A 20,817-nucleotide genomic window follows, 5' to 3' on the forward strand; every position below is an offset into this window, starting at 1 on the left:
ATATCGTAGCGGTGGTGCCACTGGCTCGTAATCCAGAAAGGAAAAGACGACATGACAGAATCATATAATGAGGAGCAGGATAAAGATCTGAGGACGAAAGGACAGGAGAATACTGCCAAAGGCAAGCTCAACGAGGCAGCTGGCAAGGTCCAGAGCAAATTCGGAGAGCTGACCGGCAATGAGGAGATGGAGGCGAAGGGGAAGGCGAAACAGGCCGGCGGTAAGGCCCAATCCACCTTTGGTAAGGGCGAGCAAAAAGTAGACAAAGCTCTGAACCCTGATAATCCCGATAATCAGGTATAAAGCTTCAGAGGAAAAAGAGGAGCCGCCCCTTTGTGAAATGGGGTAGCTCCTCTTTTTTGTGCTTACGAAGCCGTGTTGCAAACGTAGAGCTGAGAAGCACCACCAAAGCCACCCACGCCACCAGAGTTGCCAGAGTTGCTCGTGCTTGACTGCCACTCGCTCGACGGAACTACTGTACAGTTTTGCGTAATCCAGGTTGTCAACTCGCTCTGACCGCCTCCTGGTCCACCGCCGGAGCCGTTAATCAGGAAGTAGCGAACGGTTCCGTTTGCCACCAATGTTGCAAGTTGATCGGTGGTGAGAATAGGATCGGAGCCAGAGAAGCCACCCAGAGCCATCACCGACTGATTGGTTGCCAGAATAATCGAGTCGGCCTCGTTAGAACTGGCGGTCGCAACCAGGTATTTGGCATTGCCCTTGTTGGCCTCAAGGTAGCTGATGAGGTTGGTATTCGTAGAACTGTGGTCGTTGCCTCCACCACCGAAGCCACCGAATTGCTGGCTGGGTCCGGCTACGGGCAGGCTCGACGCAGAGTTTTGCAGTACTGGTGTTGCCGACCAGACCGCCGAGGTGAGCAGCAGCGCCATTAGACTGAGGCTGACCAGCGACACTTGCAAACGTGTGTTCGCTTTCAGGAGCGGCACCAGGCGAGCTACAATCAGCACTATTGCTGCGAGCGCGCACGGGATCGCGATTAGCGGGATCATCCATGTTCCCCACGCGGTATTGCTCGTGATGATGTGAAGCTGCTCAAGCGCGGTCAGCACAAGCGCCACTGGCAAGAGCCAGCCACGCCAGCCCGCGTGCCTGTAGTCCCGCCACATGATAACCGCGCCGATACCGAAGAGAGCGCAGATGGCTGGTGCCATTGTTGACAGGTAGTATTGATGGAAAAAGCCCGCCATGCTAAAGAAAACAGCCGTTGTCAGCAGCCAACCTCCCCAGAGGATCAACGACTGCTGTTCTCGATCCTCGCGGAAGTTCAAGCGCCGCTGCCATGCCAGTGCGACGATGCCCAGGAGCGCCATCGGTAGCAACCAGGCGATTTGCCCCGCTAATGGCTCGTTGAAAAGTCGTAGCACGCCAGCTGTACCGGTATTAAATGGCCCACCATTATTGCTACCGCCCTGCGGTCCACCATCACCCATCGGTGGCAGCTCCGTGCTGCTATTTGTATTTTGTGCCGTCGTACTTGAACTTTGCGTCGTGCTGCTTGAATTGATGGGAGGAGTCTGTCGGTTGCCGCCGCCCATACCGAATGAACCAAGCAGGCGCTGTACGCCATTATAGCCGAAAGCGAGGCTGATCTCCGAGTTATCCTGGCTCGAACCGACGTAAGGGCGACTTGATGATGGTGTCAGATCGACCGCTGCCGCCCACGAGAGCGAGATGCTCGCCATCAGTAGCAGTGCCAGCCCCAGATGTAGCAGGCGTTTCCAGATGCTTCTGGGCGCGGCCAGCAGGTAGAGCAGGCCATAAGCTGGCACGACGAGGTAGGCTTGTAGCATCTTGATGTTGAAGCCAAGCCCGATACAGACAGCACAGAGCAGCAGCCAGCGCAGTTTGCCCGTCTCTGCCGCTCGCAGCACAGCCCACGCGCCCAGCAGCAGCACAAGGATCAAGGTACTATCAATCGTATTATTGCGGTTGGTGAGGACGCTGATGGGGCTGATCGCCAGCGCGAAGGCCGCCAGCAGTCCAGCGGTTGTCCCGAAGCGGCGACGAACCAGCCAGTAGAGCAGCAGCACCGATAGCACGCCAGCCAGCGCTTGTGGGAAGAAGACGCTAAATGGTGTGAAGCCGAAGATCTTCGTGCTTATAACCTGAAGCCAGAAGCCCAGCGGCGGCTTGTCGATGGTGACGAACCCGCCCGGATCGAACGAGACAAAAAAGAAGTTGTGCAAGCTGTCGCCCATACTTTTGACTCCGGCAGCATAATAGAGGTTGCCGAAACCGTTCTGGCCGAGCTGGAAAAAGTTCATAAAGAGAGAAATGAGAATCACTGCTCCCAGTGCCAGCCAACTCCAGATGGCGGGACGGGAGCGGGCTTGCTGCCGCTCCACGCCGCTATCTGTGGATGCCTGGCTGATAGTTGTATCGATCACTTTAGCCATGATTGTTGTTCTCCGCTGCAATTTCCCACGTGATAAAATCGTTTTATCATTATTTTTAATCTATACTTTTTTTTATTTACGGTATGCTATGAGCTTGCATATTCTTGTTGTTGCGCAAGTTGCGATATTGCTGCTCTTCTCGACGCCATTTAGCAGTGTAGGTAAGCAGGTCGCGGAAGGCACGCAGGATCACTTTCGGATTGGCTCCCGTCGCCTGACCAGCCCGACGCGGCAGATGACGCACTCCCATCTCTTTGTAAGTGCCGCCAGCCAGTTTCAGCTTGTAGAGCAGTTCGGCGTTGACCATTGCACTACCCGTTTCCAGCGTGTATTGCTGGAGAAAATCGGTATGCAGCAGCTTGAAGGCGCAATCGAGATCGTGGACCGAGACGCCCAGCGCCAGGCTGACCAGTTGATTCCAGCCCCACGCGTTCAGCTTGCGCATCCAGTGGTCGCGGCGAACGATGCGGTAGCCGATGACGGCGTCGTAGGCGTCGATATAGGTGAAGAAGCGGCGCAGATCCTCAATCAAAAATTGCCCATCGGAGTCCATAAAGAAGGTGAGATCTTTGCTTGCCGCCGCGAAGCCACTCATGAGCGCCGCACCATAGCCACGATTGCTCGAATGGTTGACCAGCCGCACCTGCGGCACGAAGTTGCCAATCTGCGAGACGATAGTAGCCGTCTGATCGGAACTGCCATCATTGACTACGATAATCTCAAAATCAATTTTCCACTTGCTTACCGTCGTCAGGACATCCTGGATCGTGCTGGCGATAACCTGTTCTTCGTTGTAGGCTGGCAGCACAATTGAGAGTCCATGCTGAGTGATTGGCTTCGTTGGTTCTTCTCCTACGTACCGCCGCTCAACCGGATATGCGTCCTGATCCAGGGAATGCGCTGAATGTTGATTGGTATGTGTCGTTGTGTCGTAGTTGTTGTGCATAGGTGTATCCTTTTGTGTTGCAGGTCGGACAAAAACCCAGAGACGCATCCCTAGAAAGGAGATGAGGGCCGCGCTCGCAATCGCGACCAGCTTTGCCGCATTCGTCCAGAGCACCTGATCTTTGATGAATGGATGCGGGATCATGCTGGCAAGCCAGATGAGCACAAGGTTCCAGCTCAGTCCGGTCAGGATCGTTGTGGCGAAGCGTCCCAGTTCTTTCCAGGTCGTGCGCTGTTTGCGTTGAAAGGTCCAATATTTATTACAGAGAAATGTATTGATTGAGCCAGCGCCGTAGGCGAGGATCGTGTACAGAATAGTGATCCAGGGATTGGTGGTTGGACGAAGCCAGAGCAACAGGTTAAGAACCAGTAGATCTAGCGTCGTACTTAATCCACCAGCCAGCCCAAAGCGAAGTATTTGTGTGAGCGTCTTGTTCCATCGAGGGGCAAATGTCGTTTTTTGCTTCAATATGATAAACACCGGATTTTCAGTATCTTGAGTCGCGTTCAAGCAAAACCTCTTTCAACTAGTTTGGATGTGTTCCTGTTTGACACTTCTAACTATAGCAGGGATGCTATGAAGATCTGATGAAGATGCTGTCAGAACAAAATGAGCTTTGATGAAACAACCAGGAGCGATCATCCCCCCGCTTCGTAGTGGAGCGATTATGCGTCTTAACAATTTATAACGGGAATCGCCCTTCGGTTGTAGTCGCGCGATTCATCACGCGACTACAACCGAAGGGCGATTCCCAGATTATTTGGTTAACCTGCATTATCGCGTTGGTGGAGGTGTTTGTGATGTGGCCCCAACGCGATAAATCGCTCCACTACGAAGCGGGGAAGACCACACAAGTTGGAACGCTCTCATATGGGCTATCTTCATAAAAACTTCATAAGTTTGGAATATACTCAGAGGGAAATATAGTATCCCTATCGCGTATGAATGTTTGCAATGTGAGCTAGTGGAGGCACATCTATGCAGCGCAAAATCCTGATCGTGGATGATGATAAAAAAACGGTTGATTTGATTCGGCTCTATCTAGAGAAGGAGCACTACCAGGTATTGGTAGCGTATGACGGTCAGGAAGCCCTGGATGTCACCAGAGAGAAAAATCCCGATCTCGTAATTCTCGATTGGATGTTGCCCAAAATTGATGGGCCTGCTGTGTGTCGCATGCTGCGTTTGGAAAGATCGACCCCTATTATTATGTTAACCGCGCGATCGACCGAAGCAGAGAAACTGCTCGGTCTCGATCTGGGCGCAGACGATTATATCACCAAGCCGTTCAGCCCCCGCGAACTGGTGGCCCGTGTGCGCGTCGTGTTGCGCAGAGTGGGGCAGCAGGAACAGGCAAGCCACCAGACACAGTTTCGCCTGGGAAACCTCGTCATTGATTTTGTGGCCCATGAGGTCACACTTGATGGGAAACTCGTATACCTGACACCGAAAGAATTTAAATTGTTGGAGACGCTCGCCAGAGAGCCGGGGAGAGCTTTTAGCCGATCAGAACTGGTGAATCAGGTTTTCGGTCTGGACTATGAAGGTCTGGAGCGTACTATCGATGTCCATCTGATGAACTTGCGTAAGAAGATTGAGCCACAGCCTGATCAGCCGATCTATCTGCAAACCGTCTATGGCGTGGGCTATAAATTAAGGAGAGAAGAGCATGAGAGTTCGTAGTTTACGCGTGAATCTGCTCTTAACATTTATGCTTGTTGCGCTCGTTGCTCTTGTCTCGGTGGCGGTCTTTGCCAGCCTGACGGCACGAAGAGAATTTCAAGGCTATATCAATCGCCAGGAAAACAGCGATCAAAGCCTGATAATGCCCATTCTTGCGGCCTATAGACAAACACATGATCCGCAGAAAGTCCAGGCGCTCGTCGAGCAAACGGCGAAAACGACGCGCGTTCGCCTGCTGCTTGTCGATACCTCACAACATATTATCGCAGACTCGAATCGGCAGCTGAACGGGCAGGCGCTTACGCTTCCGATCCTCTTTGAACTGGAGGGGAATCACAATCTCGCCCCGACAGTTCCAACATCATCGTCTACTTCAGTATCATATAGTACTCCCGTTCCGCCTCCTCCTGCCCACGTGCAGATCCTTTCGACGGAAGACCAGAGCATCTCGCTTGGACAGTACCCGCCTCCGCCGCGTGGCGATCATCCTCCCGCCGAAGACTTTAGCATGTCGGTCAACCGTTCGCTAATGCAGGCCGTTGTTGTTGTCGGGCTTGTTGCTCTGCTCCTGACGCTGCTCCTGTCGAACGCGATTTTGCGTCCAGTAAAGGCGTTGACGCGTGCAGCTGGTTTGATGGAGAAGGGTGATCTCAGCCAGCGGGTTTCGATCAAGTCGAAGGATGAGATTGGTGATCTGGCCCATGCCTTCAACACGATGGCCGATACGTTGGAGCGCTCGGAGCGGCTGCGTCGCAATCTGGTTAACGATGTGGCGCACGAGTTGCGAACGCCATTGACCAATATTCGCGGCTATCTGGAGGCACTGCAAGATCAGTTGATGGAACCGACATCCGCAGTGATCGCCTCTTTATATGAAGATGCTATGCTCTTGAACCGTCTGGTAACGGATCTACAGGATTTGTCGCTTGCGGAGGCGGGACAACTCCAACTTCAACGTGCCCCCATCGCGCTGGAAGATATTATCAATGGGGCCGTCAATGGTGTGGCGGTGCAGGCTTCCAGCAAGCAACTCGCGCTCGATACCGATCTTCCACCGGACCTACCCCTGGTGGAAGCTGATCCACAGCGTGTTGGACAGATCATGCGCAACTTACTGAGCAACGCTATCAAGCATACGCCGCAACAGGGAGCAATTCGTGTCAGCGCGCGTGTGCTACAGCAGGAGGTCGAGGTGCAGGTGCAGGATACCGGCGTCGGGATCGCAGCTGAGCATCTGCCCTATCTCTTCAAACGTTTCTATCGAGCAGATCGCTCACGAACGCGCGCGACGGGAGGCACCGGGCTGGGGCTGGCAATTGTCGAGCAACTGGTGCATGCTCATGGTGGGCATGTTTCGGTCGAGAGCCGGGTGGGAGAAGGAACCTGCTTTACCTTTACATTGCCAATTGCCGATCTGAATAGCTTCTGAATAGCTTCTGATATTAAATTAGACGTTCAGCCGTGAAACGATCCGTAATCAGCACGTTGATGAGGCGGCCTTGCAGCGCTCCCCGAATGGCGTTGAGCTTCTCTTTGCCGCCAGCGATCCCAACGGCCCGTTTCACCTGTTGCAACTGGCCGAGCGTCATTCCGATCACCCGTTCGTTGAGCGGCGTTACTACTGGTGTGCCTGACGCGTCAAAAAAGCGTAGGCAGATATCGCCAACAGCTCCGGCGGCACGCAACATATCTAGTTCCTCCGGCGAGAAGATGTTGCCGCTGCTGGCGAGCAGACCCGATGGCTCGACGGTCCCGATACCGACCAGGGCAATTGTGACCTGATCGAACAAGTTCATGGCATCGTGTACGTAGCGGTCTTCCAGCAAGATCGGCACCACTTCCGGCGAACCAACGACGCCCGGAGCTGGCAAAAGCATCGCTTCGCCGTGCAGCAGGTTCGCCAATCGACCAACGAGCCGACTGGCATAGATCTCTGCCGAAGGGTTGCCGAGGCCGCCTAATATCTGCAATATCTTGATCTGCGATGCTCGCGCCTGGGGCTGCAAGGCATCGACCATCGCTAGCAGGGTCGTACTCCATGAGGAGACGCCGATGATATCGCCAGCTCGTAGCGTTGTTCCCAGGTAATAGGCCGCTGCCGAGCCGATATCGCGCAAGATCTGGTCGCTGTGCTCAACGGTGTCCACCACGACGGCCTCTTTTAATCCGTACGTTTGCTGGAGCCGCTCTTCCAGATCGGCATAGACGCCATAGGGGACGTTGACCGTGACGCGCACAATCTGCTCCTGCTTGGCGCGCTTGAGCAGGCGCGAGACTGTGGCCTGCGAGAGATCAAGCTGGACCGCGATTTCGGGCTGGGTCATATCCTGGTCATGATAGAGGTGCGCCACCTTCGTCATCAGACGAAGTTCATCGATTCGCGCCATATTGTGTTTATCCTTTCAAACAGTATATACTCCCAATCATACCCACATATACCCGAAATAGAAGCGAATATCTATTCAAATCGAAATATTTATTCTCTCGGTAAAGTGTACAACAGCTTTTGCATGCTGTCAATCTCTGGAGCGAGACAGATTTTCTGCATGTCCACCCCTTGACATTCGTTGAAGCTCTCATTTATTATGCGAGCTATGCGCATCCTGGGATTGACAATTCAGCATTGAGCAAAGGAAGAAACACATGGAAGAACGAGACGAACGAAACGCGCCAGAAGTTGGTGAATGTTCCTTTCTCGGGAGGCAGGCCGTGGGCGGGAAACCTGCGCACACGGAATCGAAGGAGGACAGGGGAGCTGGGTCGGAATCGACACCGCGCCTCCAACTCCCCATGCCAGACCTTCAGTTGGTCCGCCTCGACCACGCGCCTGCCCTGCTTGCGTTCGAGCGGGAGAATCGGGCCTACTTCGCGGCGGTGATACCAGATCGGGGGGACGAGTTCTTTACTGAGTTTGACATGCGGCATGCGCAACTGCTCGCGCGGCAGGCCGCCGGGACAGACTACTTCCACCTGCTGATGGCCGAGGACGGCGAGGTAGTGGGGCGGGTGAACCTGGCCGAAGTGGCAGGCGGGTCGGCGGAACTGGGATACCGGATCGCGCAGAAGGTCGCGGGGCAGGGACTGGCCACAGCGGCGGTGCGCAAGATGCGCGAGCTCGCTGCCACAGAGTACGGACTCACCAGGCTGCGCGCGAGGGTCACGTTAGACAATCCGGCTTCGCGCAAGGTGCTTGAACACAACGGATTCGTCGCCGTCGGTGAGTTAACGCTCAACGGCAAGCCAGCCATATCCTACATCTGCGAGCTCCGGTGACGAAACAAAAAAAGGAGCAGCTTGCACCCGCTCGCTATGCACGTCGATCTCCTCGCCCACAAACTTGATATGCCCTCACAGCTCCTACTTTTCGTCCTGGATGCGCAGTGTTTTAATTTTGCGATACAATGTCTTCCGATCTATCCCCAGGAATTGAGCAGAGCGAGCCTTATTATAATTAAATTTTTCGAGCACAAGCGTTATTATTTGCCGCTCAAAATCGTTTTTAGCTTGCTCAACAAGGGCGTCGAGAGGGACTTTGCCAACCTGATCTAACATCATTATGATTCCTCTGCCAAAACGTAACTCTGCGGGCAGATCTTTGAGTTCAATGCGTGGACCATCGGATAAAAGCACAGCGTGATGCACAATATTGACTAGCTCACGAACGTTGCCGGGCCAATCGTATTTTTGCAGAGCGTGTAGCACAGTTGGAGAGATGCCAAGTATGTTTTTGTCGTAACGTTGACTAAATGCTTTAAGGAAATGCATTATGAGCAAAGGAATATCTTCGCGGCGTTCTCGCAGGGAAGGAAGTTCCACATGGACTGTATTTAGACGGTAAAATAGATCTTCACGGAAGGCACGCCGCTGAATCTCCTCCGGCAGGTTTTTATTGGTGGCAGCGAGAATGCGAGCTTTAAAAGGAATGGACTTATGACCTCCAACACGCTCAATAGCACGTTCCTGGATAGCGCGTAACAGTTTCGCTTGCGTGAGCAAGGGCATATCACCAATCTCATCGAGAAAGATTGTTCCTTCACCTGCGTACTCAAGTTTCCCTATCTTTGGAGCCGTAGCACCTGTAAAGGCACCTTTTTCGTAGCCGAAAAGTTCTGTCTCCAGGAGGGTCTCTGGAATGGCGGCACAATTCAGTGCAACAAATGGCTGTTCCATTCGTTTACTTTGATTGTGAATGCCTTGAGCAATGAGTTCTTTGCCAGTGCCACTTTCACCAGTAATGAGAACAGGGACATCTGTATCAAGCACTCGCTGCAAGGTGCGAAAAATTTGAAATAGAGTCTGGTTGCATGTAATAAAGCTAGCAAAACTCTGTACCTTCGTATCTCCGGCTTCAAGGCTTGCCACCTGTGTTTTGAGCTTGCGAGAAGTGATGGTGTGCTCGATCCACATTTTTAATGCGCTACGATTGAAGCCATCTCCTGCATATTCATCATCAGGATGTTGACCTACCAGAAGCAGAGGTGTCTGCTGATCATATTCTTCAATCAGACTCAAGAACTCCATATTTTGTTCACCAGCATCAATAATAATCATGGCTGGCGGGTCATCCAATAAGGTCGGAATGGCCTCTTCGGCTGTTTGGCTTACCGTCACCTTATAATTCAAGCGTAAAATGACTAAGAGCGCAGGACGCTCAAAGACCCGGTTATCTATTAGCAAGATATGCAGGCGAGGTTGTAGAGCATTGTCTTTCATCTGAGCTTCCTTGCATGCGGCGTAGTACCATTCGTTGTCGTGCTGTGGGGATGTGTAGCTCTATACGATAGTTAGCAACCATCTGCCGTGTAAGCGAGATAGAGTGCCGCTCGCTCAGGAGTTTAGCGATACGCGCATCGCTCAAAGGCTCACTTTCGTCGGCGATGATCTGTCGGATAAGCTCCTGCGTGCCAACTGTGCCACAGAAGAAGCGATGAAGAGGTAAAAGCTTCTGGGATGGCAATTGGGTATATTTGCCAGCAATAGCCCGACTAATCATGGAGACATGGACGCCGAGTGCCTGCGCAACCATCTTCTGACTGAGCGGGTGCAGATGGGATGGGCCATGATCGAGAAAATCGCGTTGATAATCCACGAGATACATCATTACTCTCTGGAGTAAAAGAGTGCGGCGTTGAATATGGCTCATGAAAAGTCGCGCTCGCTCTATATACTGGCTGATGTGTTCTCGTTCTGCTGGTGAGAGCGTCAATCCTGACTGTTGCCTGATTTGCTGATAGAGTGGATTGAGGCGGAGAAGAGATCGCTGTGATTCTATTACCTCAACATCATAGCCGCAGGCAGAACTACTACTGCGGTGAATAATCACAGATGGCACTGGAAGGGCTGCGCCAGAGGGACTAGTATCCCTGGTGGCCCAATAATGATACGCCGGGTAGGGATGCAGATTTGTACGGATGAAGAGGAAGCATGCTTCGACCTCTGTTCTGGGAACGTGTAGGGCCAGGCGGATAGACTCAAACTGGTGATGTCCAAGTTCCGTGAGATAGCGCTCGATGATTGTCCGCGTTGACGAAGGTGGCTGTATGCCTGTTTCAATCAAGCGATCAAGTTGTAGAAGTAAGCACTCTCTCAGGTTACGAGCACCTATGCCAGCGGGTTCCAAACTTTGGAGTTCCTGCACCACTGCATTGATACGAGAGGTGTCACAATGAAGAGTTTGAGTCAAATCTTCAATTGATGTAGTGAGATAGCCATGTTCATCCAGGTTCCCAACTACATAGAGTGCAATACCATAATCCTGATGAGTGAGTAGTAGCTTGAGCTGACCAAAGAGTTGTTCAGCCAGCGTTAGAGGTGCCTGAACAAAAGCGAGAGGATCAGTCTCTTCTAATCGTGCTTCATCAAGATCATTGAAAGATACTCTGGACGTTGGAGTCTCGTACTTATTGGCGCTAGAGTGTATCCCGTAATCAGGGGCAGACCTGCTATCATATGTGGAACCATCATTTTGTTCCACCATCTCTAATGCAGGGTTCTCATCCAGTTCACGGGTAATGGCCTGTTCAAGTTCGAGAGTAGAGAGGTGTAAAATAGCGTTAGCCGCAATAAGCTGCGGGCTGGCGTCAGGAGCGGGCCGGACAGATACCTGCATTCCGATCATGGGTTTTCCATCCTCAAGAGCTAGAAAATATTTACTATAACGGCACATCTTCATAATGTGCCTGGCAACCAGATGAGTAATTATGATACGTGCGGCTCTATTCTTAGATCGGCTATTAGAAATAGTATAATCAAGAATAATAAAATAAGCAAGATTACTTACTAACCTTTAGTTAAACTCTCTGATTTTACCAGGCCCAGCATTGTGCAAAAGTTGTTCTTTTGTCTTTCACATGTCTTGAGTGTAGAAAGGTGCCGTGAGTGGGAACCGTGCGAAGCAACCAGCTATAGAACAAAGGCTTGTTCCAGCGACATTACCTGCCCCTGCGCCCACATCTCTGCGAAGGCTGCCTCCCCTACCAGCAGACGTGCCGCTGTTTTAGCCTGCTCATACGCTGCCTGGTAAACAGGCGCTAGAGGCACACCTATCGTTTTACGTAACGTCTGATTCATTCCCCAGAGTTGTATTGCTCGTAATACTTCCTCCTGCGTAGCCAGCACTTCGGCGATTCCGTCCAGACAGGCGACCAGGAGTTCCTGATTGCCTATCGTCTTCAGGATTGCCATACTTTCCTTATAATAGGCGTAGGCAGCAGGGAGATCATGTTGGGAAGTTGCCACATGCGCCAGGCTGAGAAGAGCCTCGGCTGTGCCAGACTTATCGCCCAGTTCTTTGAAAATCGTGACGCTCTCCTCCGCAAGGATACGAGCCTGCGCTGAATTGCCCTGCTGTGCAAGGATTTCTCCCAAAGGGCTGAGTGCATAGGCCAGTCCAGGTTTGTCTCCTAATTCTCGACAGATTTCCATGCTCTGCTTCGCCAGGGCATAGGCTTCAAATAGATCGCTTTGAGAAGCAAAGAGCACACGGGCGAGCAGTTGGAGTCCCCAACTGAGACGCTTCTTATCGCCCAAAGCCTGGTAAATTTCCAGACTCTCCTCCAAAAGAGTGCCTGCCTGTGCATAATCGCCCTGAGCGTTGCATACACGTGCAACCACCTGGAGACAACGGCCTCTCCCCCAGTCATCGCCAATTTGTTGAAAGAGCGCGATAGCCTCCTCGTAGTGGGTACGGGCCAGGACATAGGCATTTTGTATCCAGGCAATGCCTCCCAACAAATCAAGAGAGGCTGCTGCTCCACGCTGATCTCCCAACGCTCGGAAAAGCGCCAGGCTTTCGCTGCCTAACATCTCTGCTCTCTCTAAGTCATCCTGGGCAAAGGCCAGTTCTCCAGCAGCGGCGAGCGCTCTGGCTCTGATAGGTAGCGCCACCTTCTCCTGAAGGAGCATCGCCCGCTCAAGGAACATGCGCCCTTCCCGAATATGTCCCCTGGTATACCAGAACCAGTATAATGCGGAACAAATTCGTAATGCCTGTTCTGTGCGTTCTCTTCTCTTTATGCCAGCGGTCTCCTCGGCCTCTTTCAGGAGCCAGCCAAGAGCTACTCGCAAGTTTTCGTGTTCTTGCTCTAAGCGATCAAGCCACCAACCCTGGTCGCCGTTTGTCAGATGCGGCTCTGCCTGCTCGACCAGGGCCAAAAAATATGTTGCATGTGCGGTGCGTGTGATCTCGGTTTCGCCAGCTTCATCCAGACATTCCAGCCCGAACTCACGCAGGACGTGCAACATCTGAAAGCGCAGATCAGTTTCGCCATAGTCTTCCTGTCGTAACAGGCTCTTATCTACCAGGGATGAGAGCATATCCAGAATATCGCCAGCCAATGCCCCTGCTGCTGTTCCCACTACCTCAGCCGCTTCTAACGAACAGCCTCCTACGCAGACGGCGAGGCGACGAAAGATCTGCTGTTCTGCTGGCTCCAGCAGGTTGTAACTCCAGGCCAGCGTATTGCGCAGGGTCTTCTGACGATCGGGGAGGTCGCGGGCACCTCCCGCTAAAACAGCTAATCCCTGTTCTAAGCGTGCCAGCAAGGTTGGCAGCGGGAAATGCTTGCAGCGTGCGGCGGCCAGTTCAATGGCTAATGGCAAACCATCCAGTCGTGTACAGATAGCGGCCACACTTGATGCGTTGGCGCTCGTCAACTGGAAATTAAGTTTGACTTCCTGTGCTCGTTGCACAAAGAGTGCAACTGCTTCGTACTGTGCAAGCGTGTGTACATCTGGCAGATGGGTAAGATCAGGGAAGGTGAGAGGGAGAACAGCAAACTCGTGCTCACCCCGTACGTGGAGCATCACGCGACTTGTCACCATTACTTTGAGGTCTGGACAGGCTGTGAGTAGCTCTGCCACGACCGCAGCGGCATCAACCACCTGCTCAAAGTTGTCCAGGAGCAGAAGAAACTGCTTTTCTTTGAAGGCGGCCTGTAATAGTGTGAAGGGTGACTGATTGCTCACTTTGCCAATCCCCAATGCCTCTGCGATTGCAGGTGCAACGAGGGCTGGATCACTTACCGGAGCTAAGGATACAAGAAACACCCCATCAGAAAACTGCCTGCTTAATCGGGCTGCGACATGTATACTCAACCGTGTCTTGCCAACGCCACCCGGACCCGTCAGTGTTACCAGGCGAATATCTGGTCGGCGTAGAAGTTCGCTAATTGCCGCCACCTCTTGCTCACGCCCAACCAGTATCGTCGTCGGCACTGGTAAGTTATAGAGGCGAGCTTGTTGATACGCTGACTGCTCACGCTCTGCTGTGGAGAGGAGAAACATTGCTTCTCCCGTCGTTTTCCGACTCTGGTCAGCAGCCTGAGCGAGAGCAGAGGCGAATGCGAGTATGTCTGGAAATCGTTGTTCGGGATCTTTCGCCAGGCTCTTCAATACAACCTGTTCCACCTCTAATGGTAGATCAGGTACTTTTTCGCATAAAGAAGATGGTTGACGCAGGTGGTGTTGAGTGGAAACCTCGATGAAGGAGCCTTGAAATGGTCTTTCCCCACACAACCACTCATAAACCACGATACCCAGGGCATATTGATCGGAGGCCGAGCATGGATGGCCTAACATCTGTTCCGGTGCCATATAGGCGACAGTCCCTACTGTGTCCCTGGCAGCATAAGAGCGCGAATTCTCCTCAATCACTGCAATGCCAAAATCACAGAGCATGATTTCGTGGGAGCGGCCTACCAGTAAATTATCAGGTTTGATATCACGATGTATCAGCTTGTGCTCGTGGGCATGCTGCAAGGCAAGAGCCGTCTGCTCTACATAGGTAACGACCTTTGTCAGAGGAAGGCGGGTTCCTCTGGGATGCATCTGGCGCAAACTGCCATGAGGAGCATAACTCATCACTAAAAATGGTGTGTTTCCTTCAACGCCAAAATCCAGAATGCGCACAATATGCGGGTGTTCCAGGTGTGCGATGGTGCGGGCCTCGAAGCGAAATCGCTCCATGTCCTGGTCGGCCAGTTGGGCGTGCAGCACCTTTATCGCAGCCTCATTGCCCAGGTAGATCTGTTCACCCAGGTAAACCTGAGCATATCCGCCTTGACCAAGCAGACGAACCAGTCGATAGTTGCCGAGTTGTTCTCCAACGCTGATGTTTTGCATTGCCTTCTATGCTACCATTTCGTGTTGCAAACTATAGCGCGCCTCAGTAAATATTTCCTGTATCTGCATCACATCGGCCATGATCATTTCTTGCTCAGACACAATCCGCTCAATACGTCTGCGGAGCAGTTCATGGAGAGCAGGTCGGCAGGCGCAAAGCCTGGTTGCAACATCTCGCAAGACCGCCACATCAAGCCAGCACGGATAGCGCAAGATGCTCCAGTAGCAGAGGGCAGCCATGCGCTCCTGACCGGCTTTAAGATATGCCTGGGCCAGTGTCAGCTTTGCTTTGAGCACCATTTGTGTATATCTTTCCTCTATCCAGATCCGACCTGTGACTTTTGCGAAATCACGCAACAAGCGCTCTAAAATCTGGATGGACTCTTCATACCGTTCCAGCTCTATGAGGATATTCCCCAATTTGAGGGCAGCTCGTTGTCGATATGGAAGCACCTGCTCTAATGTCGAGCGGGATTGCAGCTTCCTTACTACCCGTGTTGAGAGGAGTAATGCCTCCCCATAGCGTTCGAGCGCGGCTTCTCTCCCGGCAGGAGAACGCAGCAAGACATCTCCTAGATTGGTGAGGACATGGATACGAAAGTTGTTGGTCGTATCTTTTATGTGTGCCAACACGAATTCTACGAGTTTTTGCGCTTTCTCATACTGGTGTTGTTTGTAGGCAACCAATGCCTCGCCGTTGACAACCCCTATCAGGTCGAGCTTTGCCCTTGCTCCACTCCTCTGATCTAGCTTCTTCAGGCATTCCTTGCCCAACTGGAAGCACTCTGCCGCATACTCCCAGGCTTCAGGATGCGCAAGGGTGGCAAGAGCCAGCCCCAGCGTTATCCAGAAGGCGAATCTCGTCCTGAGATCGATAGCGTCGGGCAATACACCATGCAACCTCCTATACACCTGTACAGCTTGCATATCATCTAGCAGGAGGTATGCAAGTTGCGCAAGTGTATAGGCAGCTCCACTTACGTTGTTATCGCAGGCCATTTGAGCCACGTGCCGCAACCGTTCGTAGTAGCGTATCAGCCCCTCTGGCTCTGAGATCGTGGCTTCAATGGCCTGGCGTGAGTATACCGAGAGCATTGCTTCCAGATCGCCTGTTTCAGAAGCTATGGTCAGCAGGGGATAGCCGGTGCAGTGTTGCAAAACATGCAATGCGTGCCTTGCGAGTTGATGTCTTCTCCCTTGATCCATCGTCTGATAGATGTTTTCCGCCTCCTCAGTTGTCAGGCGATTGGCATAACAGATCCAAGTATCTGTTCCATCCCTCCTTGAAGCTATGAACTGGTCATATGCCTCTGGCAAGTGTGCTACGAGCTTCTGCCAGTCTAGTTCGCGTACTCGTCCACCACACAGATAGAGCAGAGATACTATATCCTCTATCTTGCTTCCTGTTGGCAAAGTGGATTGAACTGTAGAAGCCGGATTTTGCTGATGATATAGCATGATGATAGGAATGCGCCGTGATAGCGCTGATCGAAGGATATGCAGCGTAAAAGAAAGATCGAGCTTCACAGGTGGCAGCAGATACTCTATGACGATCATCTGTGAAAGAGAGGAGTCATGAAGTGCGGCTCGCTCCAACTCTTCTACCTTCAATTGTAGGCATCGCTCTCTTCCAGGTTGTTTTTCTTGAAGAAACTCGAAAGCATCAAGCCGTTCTGGTTGCATCTGTTCATTGGCAACAGAAAAAAAACAAGGAGTTCGGAAAACTCCACGATTGCTACAGAGAAAATACCTGACATGATAGTTTGGATGAGATGCAGCCAATAAGAGAGCCTGGGCCTCTCTTGTCATAGCCTCTGAGGGTCCGCCTACCAGAAATGTGCCGACAGGAGCTTTACCTGCTTCTATGGAGCACTTCAGGTCGGCCCATTCTCGATCTGTTATCCCCATCTGCTTCATAAGAGCATTCCCTTCTCATCAACGAATTGGAATAATGCCATCATCACAACAGTAATTCACTACAGAATGGCTCAAGCATGTTGAAGCTCCGATAGCTGCGATGCAACTCCACATAGTATTGTTCCTTTCTCTGCTGAAATATGTCTTTCTTGCCTTCTCTCTTATACAGTTGCACAATCGCTTGCACTCTCGAAACGCAACCGTACAGATCTGCTTATGGCCTTGACACTCGACCAGCAGGCCTCTTTACTGATGATTTTTACGCGTATGCCATCGGAAAATATCGAAGCATATCAATGCTGTATGGCGGTAATGGGGCACAGATGCTCCAATCGCTAGAAGAGTGTGTGACACGACTTCCTACCTACCTTTATGGGCAAAGTCGGCCCATTCACGGGGCGATTTGGAGCGAAAGAGTGGGGCATGCGTGCCACAGTCCTGGCAGTAGAAACGGCTCCTACCTGGGGTGAATTGGGGCATGCATGCCCCGCATTGAATTGTAAATAGACGAGATCAAGGTCAATCAGGAAATGCAACCAAAAATGCATCCTGCATAAAGTAGAGAGTTGGAGCACCATCGGTAGGCAATCAGAGAGGTCTTATGGGATGTGCATAGTACGATTTGTATCTGATGTCCAGTTTACGCAGCAGGGTGGTTACTACCTCTGTTATAGACCAGCGGTACATATTCAGGTGCTGATCAGCTCCCGTCTGAAGGAAGCCATTGAACGACAAGATTTATCGCAAATTTTGCCGAAAGATGTTGACGAACTTCACTCGCTGCTAGAACTTGGCTTCATCGAAGAAGAGCCTCTTGAATGAGAGAGCAACGATAATGCAGGATTACCTCATCATAGATGAGGGCAAAGCTCAATCCTGAGTCATAAGGAGCGTACATGGTAAAAAGCAAGTTTCGCAAGAAAGCGCTTCAGCATTACGCACAAAGTTGGGAAAAATCTATCTTACCCCGCTTTATTGCGCCGCCAGTCTTTCTCTTTTTATGGATTCTGCTTGGGTTGCTGTTTGTCGCTACCTTTCTCGCCTGGTTAGGGGAAGTTCCGACTTACGCGGTTGGATCAGGTCTTGTTCTCAGCCAGAGCCGAGTGCCAATCAGTAACAGCGACCCGGCAACTGCTGTCATTTTCTTACCAGCCAGCCCATCGCTTAAAGTGCAGGCAGGCATGCCAGTTCAGGTACAGATTGGATCAACGGGGCCACAACTCACCACCAGGGTCGCAACGGTCGAACAGGCGGCCATGAGTCCAGATGCCATACGACAACGGTATGGGCTGGACGGCACGCTAGCGGAGACGCTAACTCAGCCGTCGCTCGTATTGACAATCAGGTTGAGCACGACTGTTCCAACAGCTTTGTATGCAGGTAGTCTTGTTCATGCTCAGATACAGGTTGGGACACATCGTATCCTCTCGCTCTTACCAGGTCTTAATCAACTCAGGAAGGTGTAGCCAATGAAAACCTTTGATCCCGAATCGACGCAGCTTAGCAATAACGATGATCTGATTCGTGCTCTTCAGAAAGAGGAATCAGGTGCTACGTCCTCCGATGATGAAGGTCAGGTCACGCTGAGAAGAACGAGCGGTTTACTGCCAGATAAACGCCGCACTGCCCTGCTTTCCGGTCTGGATATTGGTGAACAGGCCAGCTCGACGGAGGTGGCGGATCTAGCAGAGCATCGAGAGCATCAGATGGCAAGAAATACGATGGCTCTTGGCCTCTATCTTGCCCCTGATCAAGACCCTGCGATGACGGCCACGCTTGTGACACCATTGCAAAAGCCTGAGACAGCAGAAACAGAGACAGAGAAGCCCGCACCTTCAACTGAGGCTTCGTCAGCGCCATCTACTCCTGCTTCTCAAGGGCAAGCTCAGGTGCGTAAGCAGAGCCTTGCGCAAAGGCTGCACCTGACACGCAAGCGCGTACCTATGCTCCAACAAATGAGCATGGTAGAATGTGGCGCTGCGAGCCTGGCGATGATTCTGAGCTATTATGGGCGTAAAACCTCTGTCTCGGAGGTTCGTAACCATTGTGGAGTCGGTCGTGATGGGCTTTCAGCTCTTAGTATTGTCAAGGCTGCTCGTTCTTATGGTCTGCGAGTCAGAGCTATCTCCCTGCAAGAAAACGATTTTCGCTTTATCACTCTTCCAGCCATTATTCACTGGGAATTCAATCACTTTCTCGTCGTTGAACGCTGGACACCGAAATATGTTGATCTCGTTGATCCTGCTATAGGGCGCAGGCGCGTCACAGCGAAAGAATTCGATAACAGCTTTACCGGGATCGTGATCATGCTTGAACCTGGGGTCCAGTTCAATCGCGAGACGGCCAACCAACGGGTCACTCTGCGTAGTTATGCGGTGAACTATATCAAGATGGCTCCGGTCGCGTTGGGACAAATTTTAGGGGCATCTCTCCTGTTGCAACTCTTTGGGCTGGCCTTACCAGCGCTGACTGCAATAGTTATAGATCAGATCATTCCTTTTCAACTCAAAGATGCTCTCACCTTATTAGCCGTTGGCTTATTTGTGCTACTGCTTGCTCAACTGGTGACGATGTTGTTGCGTGCATCTGTCCTGCTCTATCTGCAAACGAAGGTAGATTCGCAGATGATGATGGGCTTTTTTGAAAAACTGCTCACGCTGCCTCAGAGCTTCTTCTTACAACGTTCCAGCGGTGATATTCTGGCCCGTCTTGCCAGCAATACCATTATTCGCGATACCATCAGCAATCAGCTTGTCTCTACGATCCTGGATGGCAGTTTTGTGCTTGTCTATTTGCTCATCCTGCTCGCGGTCTCGCCCATGTTTGCTCTGCTGGCTCTGGCAATCGGCTGCTTACAGGTGATTTTGTTGCTCTTCACCGGTCATCGTACGCGTGAATTGACGATGCGCGAACTGGTGGCGCAGGGGAAATCACAGGGGTATGCCGCCGAAATGCTGACCGGCATTGCAACGCTCAAAGCATCTGGAGCCGAAGAGCGGGCACTGTCGCGCTGGTCCAACCTGTTTTTCGATCAGTTAAACGCCGCTGTGAAACGCAGCTATGTCAGTTCATTGACGAATACCGTGCTGAATACCTTGCACACCTTTTCCCCACTGTTCCTGCTGATCGCCGGTACGGTGCAGGTCTTGAACGGCTCATTGCCAACGGGTACAATGCTCGGTTTGTTCGCACTGGCTACCGCTTTCCTGGCCCCATTGACCTCGCTCGTGGCAATGGGACAACAGGTGCAACTGGTGCAGTCACATCTTGAACGAATTACAGATGTTGTTGAGGCGAGACCAGAACAGGATACAGAGGAAGTCAATGAGCCGGAGCGTTTGACGGGGCACATTCAGTTGGAGAAGGTGGGATTTCGCTATGATCCCAATTCCGCCCTTGTCTTGCAGGATATCTCGGTCTCTATCGCCCCCGGTCAAAAAGTAGCGATTGTCGGACGAACCGGCTCAGGGAAGAGCACACTGGGCAACCTGCTGCTTGGTCTCTATCTGCCAACTGAGGGTGAAATTTTCTACGATGACATTCCCTTGCGTACATTAAACTACCAGGCCGTTCGCTCACAATTTGGCGTGGTCATGCAGGGATCAAGCATCTTTAGCGGCTCCATCAGACAGAACATTGCGTTGTCGAATCCTTCTATGCCGATGGATCATGTCATCAAGGCTGCCAGAGCTGCGGCCATCCATGAAGATATTATGCAGATGCCTATGGAATATGAAACGCTCGTCTCAGAGGGGGGAAACGCCCTCTCTGGTGGTCAACGTCAGCGATTGGCACTGGCGAGGGCCATCGCCAATGATCCGGTGATCCTGTTGCTTGACGAAGCCACCAGCGCACTCGATGTGGTGACAGAAAAAGCGGTTGAGCAAAGCCTAAACCAGCTGGCCTGCACTCAGATCGTCATCGCACATCGCCTGAGCACAATTCGTAATGCAGATCTGATCCTGGTCGTAGATCGGGGTGCCATCGTTGAGCAGGGCACGCATCAGCAGCTCTTAGCTCGTCATGGCTACTATGCCAGGCTTATTGAGAGCCAACTAGCAACCGGTGAGATTGAGTCTATGTGAAATCCCGGCGATTCAATTGGAAGTACAGTCAAGTTGATAAAAATATCCTTTAACACGCGGATATCCGACATATGTGTAGCTACAGGAGATGAATTGGTATGAACAGCGTAAATGCAATCCTCGCACGAGGGATTCATGTGTTGACCAG

Annotated in this window: 15 protein-coding genes; 7 read left to right on the top strand and 8 right to left on the bottom strand. The window is 51.9% G+C overall.

All coding sequences use genetic code 11. The annotated features are described in order from the left end of the window. The first annotated feature begins 51 nt into the window (after positions 1 to 51). Complete coding sequence (locus tag K3T83_RS45375) at positions 52 to 303, top strand: CsbD family protein (RefSeq protein WP_220209746.1); 252 nt, start codon at positions 52 to 54, stop codon at positions 301 to 303. A 62-nt stretch (positions 304 to 365) separates the two neighbouring features. Here the strand turns inward: K3T83_RS45375 and K3T83_RS45380 are convergent, their stop codons facing one another. After that, on the bottom strand, positions 366 to 2,417 hold the full coding sequence (locus K3T83_RS45380; protein WP_220209747.1) for an ArnT family glycosyltransferase: 2,052 nt from the start codon (positions 2,415 to 2,417) through the stop codon (positions 366 to 368). Positions 2,418 to 2,493: 76 nt separating this feature from the next. Next, a complete protein-coding gene (locus K3T83_RS45385; protein WP_220209748.1) occupies positions 2,494 to 3,873 on the bottom strand; it encodes a glycosyltransferase in 1,380 nt (459 codons plus the stop codon). 468 nt (positions 3,874 to 4,341) lie between these two features. Between K3T83_RS45385 and K3T83_RS45390 the strand changes: the two genes are divergently transcribed. After that, positions 4,342 to 5,046, top strand: coding sequence for a response regulator transcription factor (locus K3T83_RS45390; RefSeq protein WP_220209749.1), 705 nt, complete (start codon positions 4,342 to 4,344; stop codon positions 5,044 to 5,046). After that, entirely contained in the window at positions 5,033 to 6,475 is a 1,443-nt protein-coding gene (locus tag K3T83_RS45395) for a sensor histidine kinase (protein ID WP_220209750.1), read from the top strand. The genes K3T83_RS45390 and K3T83_RS45395 overlap by 14 nt, the downstream gene beginning before the upstream one ends. A 13-nt stretch (positions 6,476 to 6,488) precedes the next feature. Here K3T83_RS45395 and K3T83_RS45400 read toward each other — a convergent pair whose 3' ends face one another. Then, entirely contained in the window at positions 6,489 to 7,433 is a 945-nt protein-coding gene (locus tag K3T83_RS45400) for a sugar-binding transcriptional regulator (RefSeq protein ID WP_220209751.1), read from the bottom strand. A gap of 205 nt (positions 7,434 to 7,638) precedes the next feature. Continuing rightward, complete coding sequence (locus K3T83_RS56725; RefSeq protein ID WP_236065336.1) at positions 7,639 to 7,971, bottom strand: hypothetical protein; 333 nt, start codon at positions 7,969 to 7,971, stop codon at positions 7,639 to 7,641. Between K3T83_RS56725 and K3T83_RS45405 the strand changes: the two genes are divergently transcribed. Then, a complete protein-coding gene (locus K3T83_RS45405) occupies positions 7,852 to 8,319 on the top strand; it encodes a GNAT family N-acetyltransferase (protein WP_236065324.1) in 468 nt (155 codons plus the stop codon). The genes K3T83_RS56725 and K3T83_RS45405 overlap by 120 nt on opposite strands. Positions 8,320 to 8,403: 84 nt before the next feature. Here the strand turns inward: K3T83_RS45405 and K3T83_RS45410 are convergent, their stop codons facing one another. The 4 genes from K3T83_RS45410 to K3T83_RS45425 all read right to left on the bottom strand — a co-directional run bounded on the left by K3T83_RS45410 (position 8,404) and on the right by K3T83_RS45425 (position 16,584). Further along, the gene (locus tag K3T83_RS45410) at positions 8,404 to 9,759 is read right to left on the bottom strand and encodes a sigma-54-dependent transcriptional regulator (protein WP_220209753.1); all 1,356 of its coding nucleotides are present in this window, start codon (positions 9,757 to 9,759) and stop codon (positions 8,404 to 8,406) included. Next, positions 9,710 to 11,164 carry an RNA polymerase factor sigma-54 gene (locus K3T83_RS45415; protein WP_220209754.1) on the bottom strand — a complete coding sequence of 485 codons (1,455 nt, stop codon included), beginning with the start codon at positions 11,162 to 11,164 and terminating at the stop codon, positions 9,710 to 9,712. Before K3T83_RS45415 ends, K3T83_RS45410 begins: the two co-directional genes overlap by 50 nt. A gap of 284 nt (positions 11,165 to 11,448) precedes the next feature. Continuing rightward, on the bottom strand, positions 11,449 to 14,667 hold the full coding sequence (locus K3T83_RS45420) for a protein kinase domain-containing protein (RefSeq protein WP_220209755.1): 3,219 nt from the start codon (positions 14,665 to 14,667) through the stop codon (positions 11,449 to 11,451). A 6-nt stretch (positions 14,668 to 14,673) separates the two neighbouring features. Next, complete coding sequence (locus K3T83_RS45425; RefSeq protein ID WP_220209756.1) at positions 14,674 to 16,584, bottom strand: tetratricopeptide repeat protein; 1,911 nt, start codon at positions 16,582 to 16,584, stop codon at positions 14,674 to 14,676. A gap of 606 nt (positions 16,585 to 17,190) precedes the next feature. Here K3T83_RS45425 and K3T83_RS45430 point away from each other — a divergent pair. The 3 genes from K3T83_RS45430 (at position 17,191) to K3T83_RS45440 (ending at position 20,669) form a co-directional block, all read left to right on the top strand. Next, positions 17,191 to 17,406, top strand: a complete 216-nt coding sequence (locus K3T83_RS45430) for a hypothetical protein (RefSeq protein ID WP_220209757.1) — start codon at positions 17,191 to 17,193, stop codon at positions 17,404 to 17,406. A gap of 74 nt (positions 17,407 to 17,480) precedes the next feature. Further along, positions 17,481 to 18,050 carry a hypothetical protein gene (locus tag K3T83_RS45435; RefSeq protein WP_220209758.1) on the top strand — a complete coding sequence of 190 codons (570 nt, stop codon included), beginning with the start codon at positions 17,481 to 17,483 and terminating at the stop codon, positions 18,048 to 18,050. 3 nt (positions 18,051 to 18,053) lie between these two features. After that, on the top strand, positions 18,054 to 20,669 hold the full coding sequence (locus K3T83_RS45440) for a peptidase domain-containing ABC transporter (RefSeq protein ID WP_220209759.1): 2,616 nt from the start codon (positions 18,054 to 18,056) through the stop codon (positions 20,667 to 20,669). Positions 20,670 to 20,817 lie beyond the last annotated feature (148 nt).

The sequence above is a fragment of the Reticulibacter mediterranei genome (assembly GCF_016587455.1).

Excerpts from the sequence above, each read along its gene's own strand:
- K3T83_RS45375 (WP_220209746.1), top strand. The coding sequence starts at position 52 with ATGACAGAATCATATAATGAGGAGCAGGATAAAGATCTGAGGACGAAA.
- K3T83_RS45415 (WP_220209754.1), bottom strand. The coding sequence starts at position 11,164 with ATGATCGGAATGCAGGTATCTGTCCGGCCCGCTCCTGACGCCAGCCCG.
- K3T83_RS45410 (WP_220209753.1), bottom strand. The coding sequence starts at position 9,759 with ATGAAAGACAATGCTCTACAACCTCGCCTGCATATCTTGCTAATAGAT.
- K3T83_RS56725 (WP_236065336.1), bottom strand. The coding sequence starts at position 7,971 with ATGCCGCATGTCAAACTCAGTAAAGAACTCGTCCCCCCGATCTGGTAT.
- K3T83_RS45380 (WP_220209747.1), bottom strand. The coding sequence starts at position 2,417 with ATGGCTAAAGTGATCGATACAACTATCAGCCAGGCATCCACAGATAGC.
- K3T83_RS45420 (WP_220209755.1), bottom strand. The coding sequence starts at position 14,667 with ATGCAAAACATCAGCGTTGGAGAACAACTCGGCAACTATCGACTGGTT.
- K3T83_RS45430 (WP_220209757.1), top strand. The coding sequence starts at position 17,191 with ATGTGCATAGTACGATTTGTATCTGATGTCCAGTTTACGCAGCAGGGT.
- K3T83_RS45440 (WP_220209759.1), top strand. The coding sequence starts at position 18,054 with ATGAAAACCTTTGATCCCGAATCGACGCAGCTTAGCAATAACGATGAT.
- K3T83_RS45425 (WP_220209756.1), bottom strand. The coding sequence starts at position 16,584 with ATGAAGCAGATGGGGATAACAGATCGAGAATGGGCCGACCTGAAGTGC.
- K3T83_RS45390 (WP_220209749.1), top strand. The coding sequence starts at position 4,342 with ATGCAGCGCAAAATCCTGATCGTGGATGATGATAAAAAAACGGTTGAT.
- K3T83_RS45435 (WP_220209758.1), top strand. The coding sequence starts at position 17,481 with ATGGTAAAAAGCAAGTTTCGCAAGAAAGCGCTTCAGCATTACGCACAA.
- K3T83_RS45395 (WP_220209750.1), top strand. The coding sequence starts at position 5,033 with ATGAGAGTTCGTAGTTTACGCGTGAATCTGCTCTTAACATTTATGCTT.
- K3T83_RS45400 (WP_220209751.1), bottom strand. The coding sequence starts at position 7,433 with ATGGCGCGAATCGATGAACTTCGTCTGATGACGAAGGTGGCGCACCTC.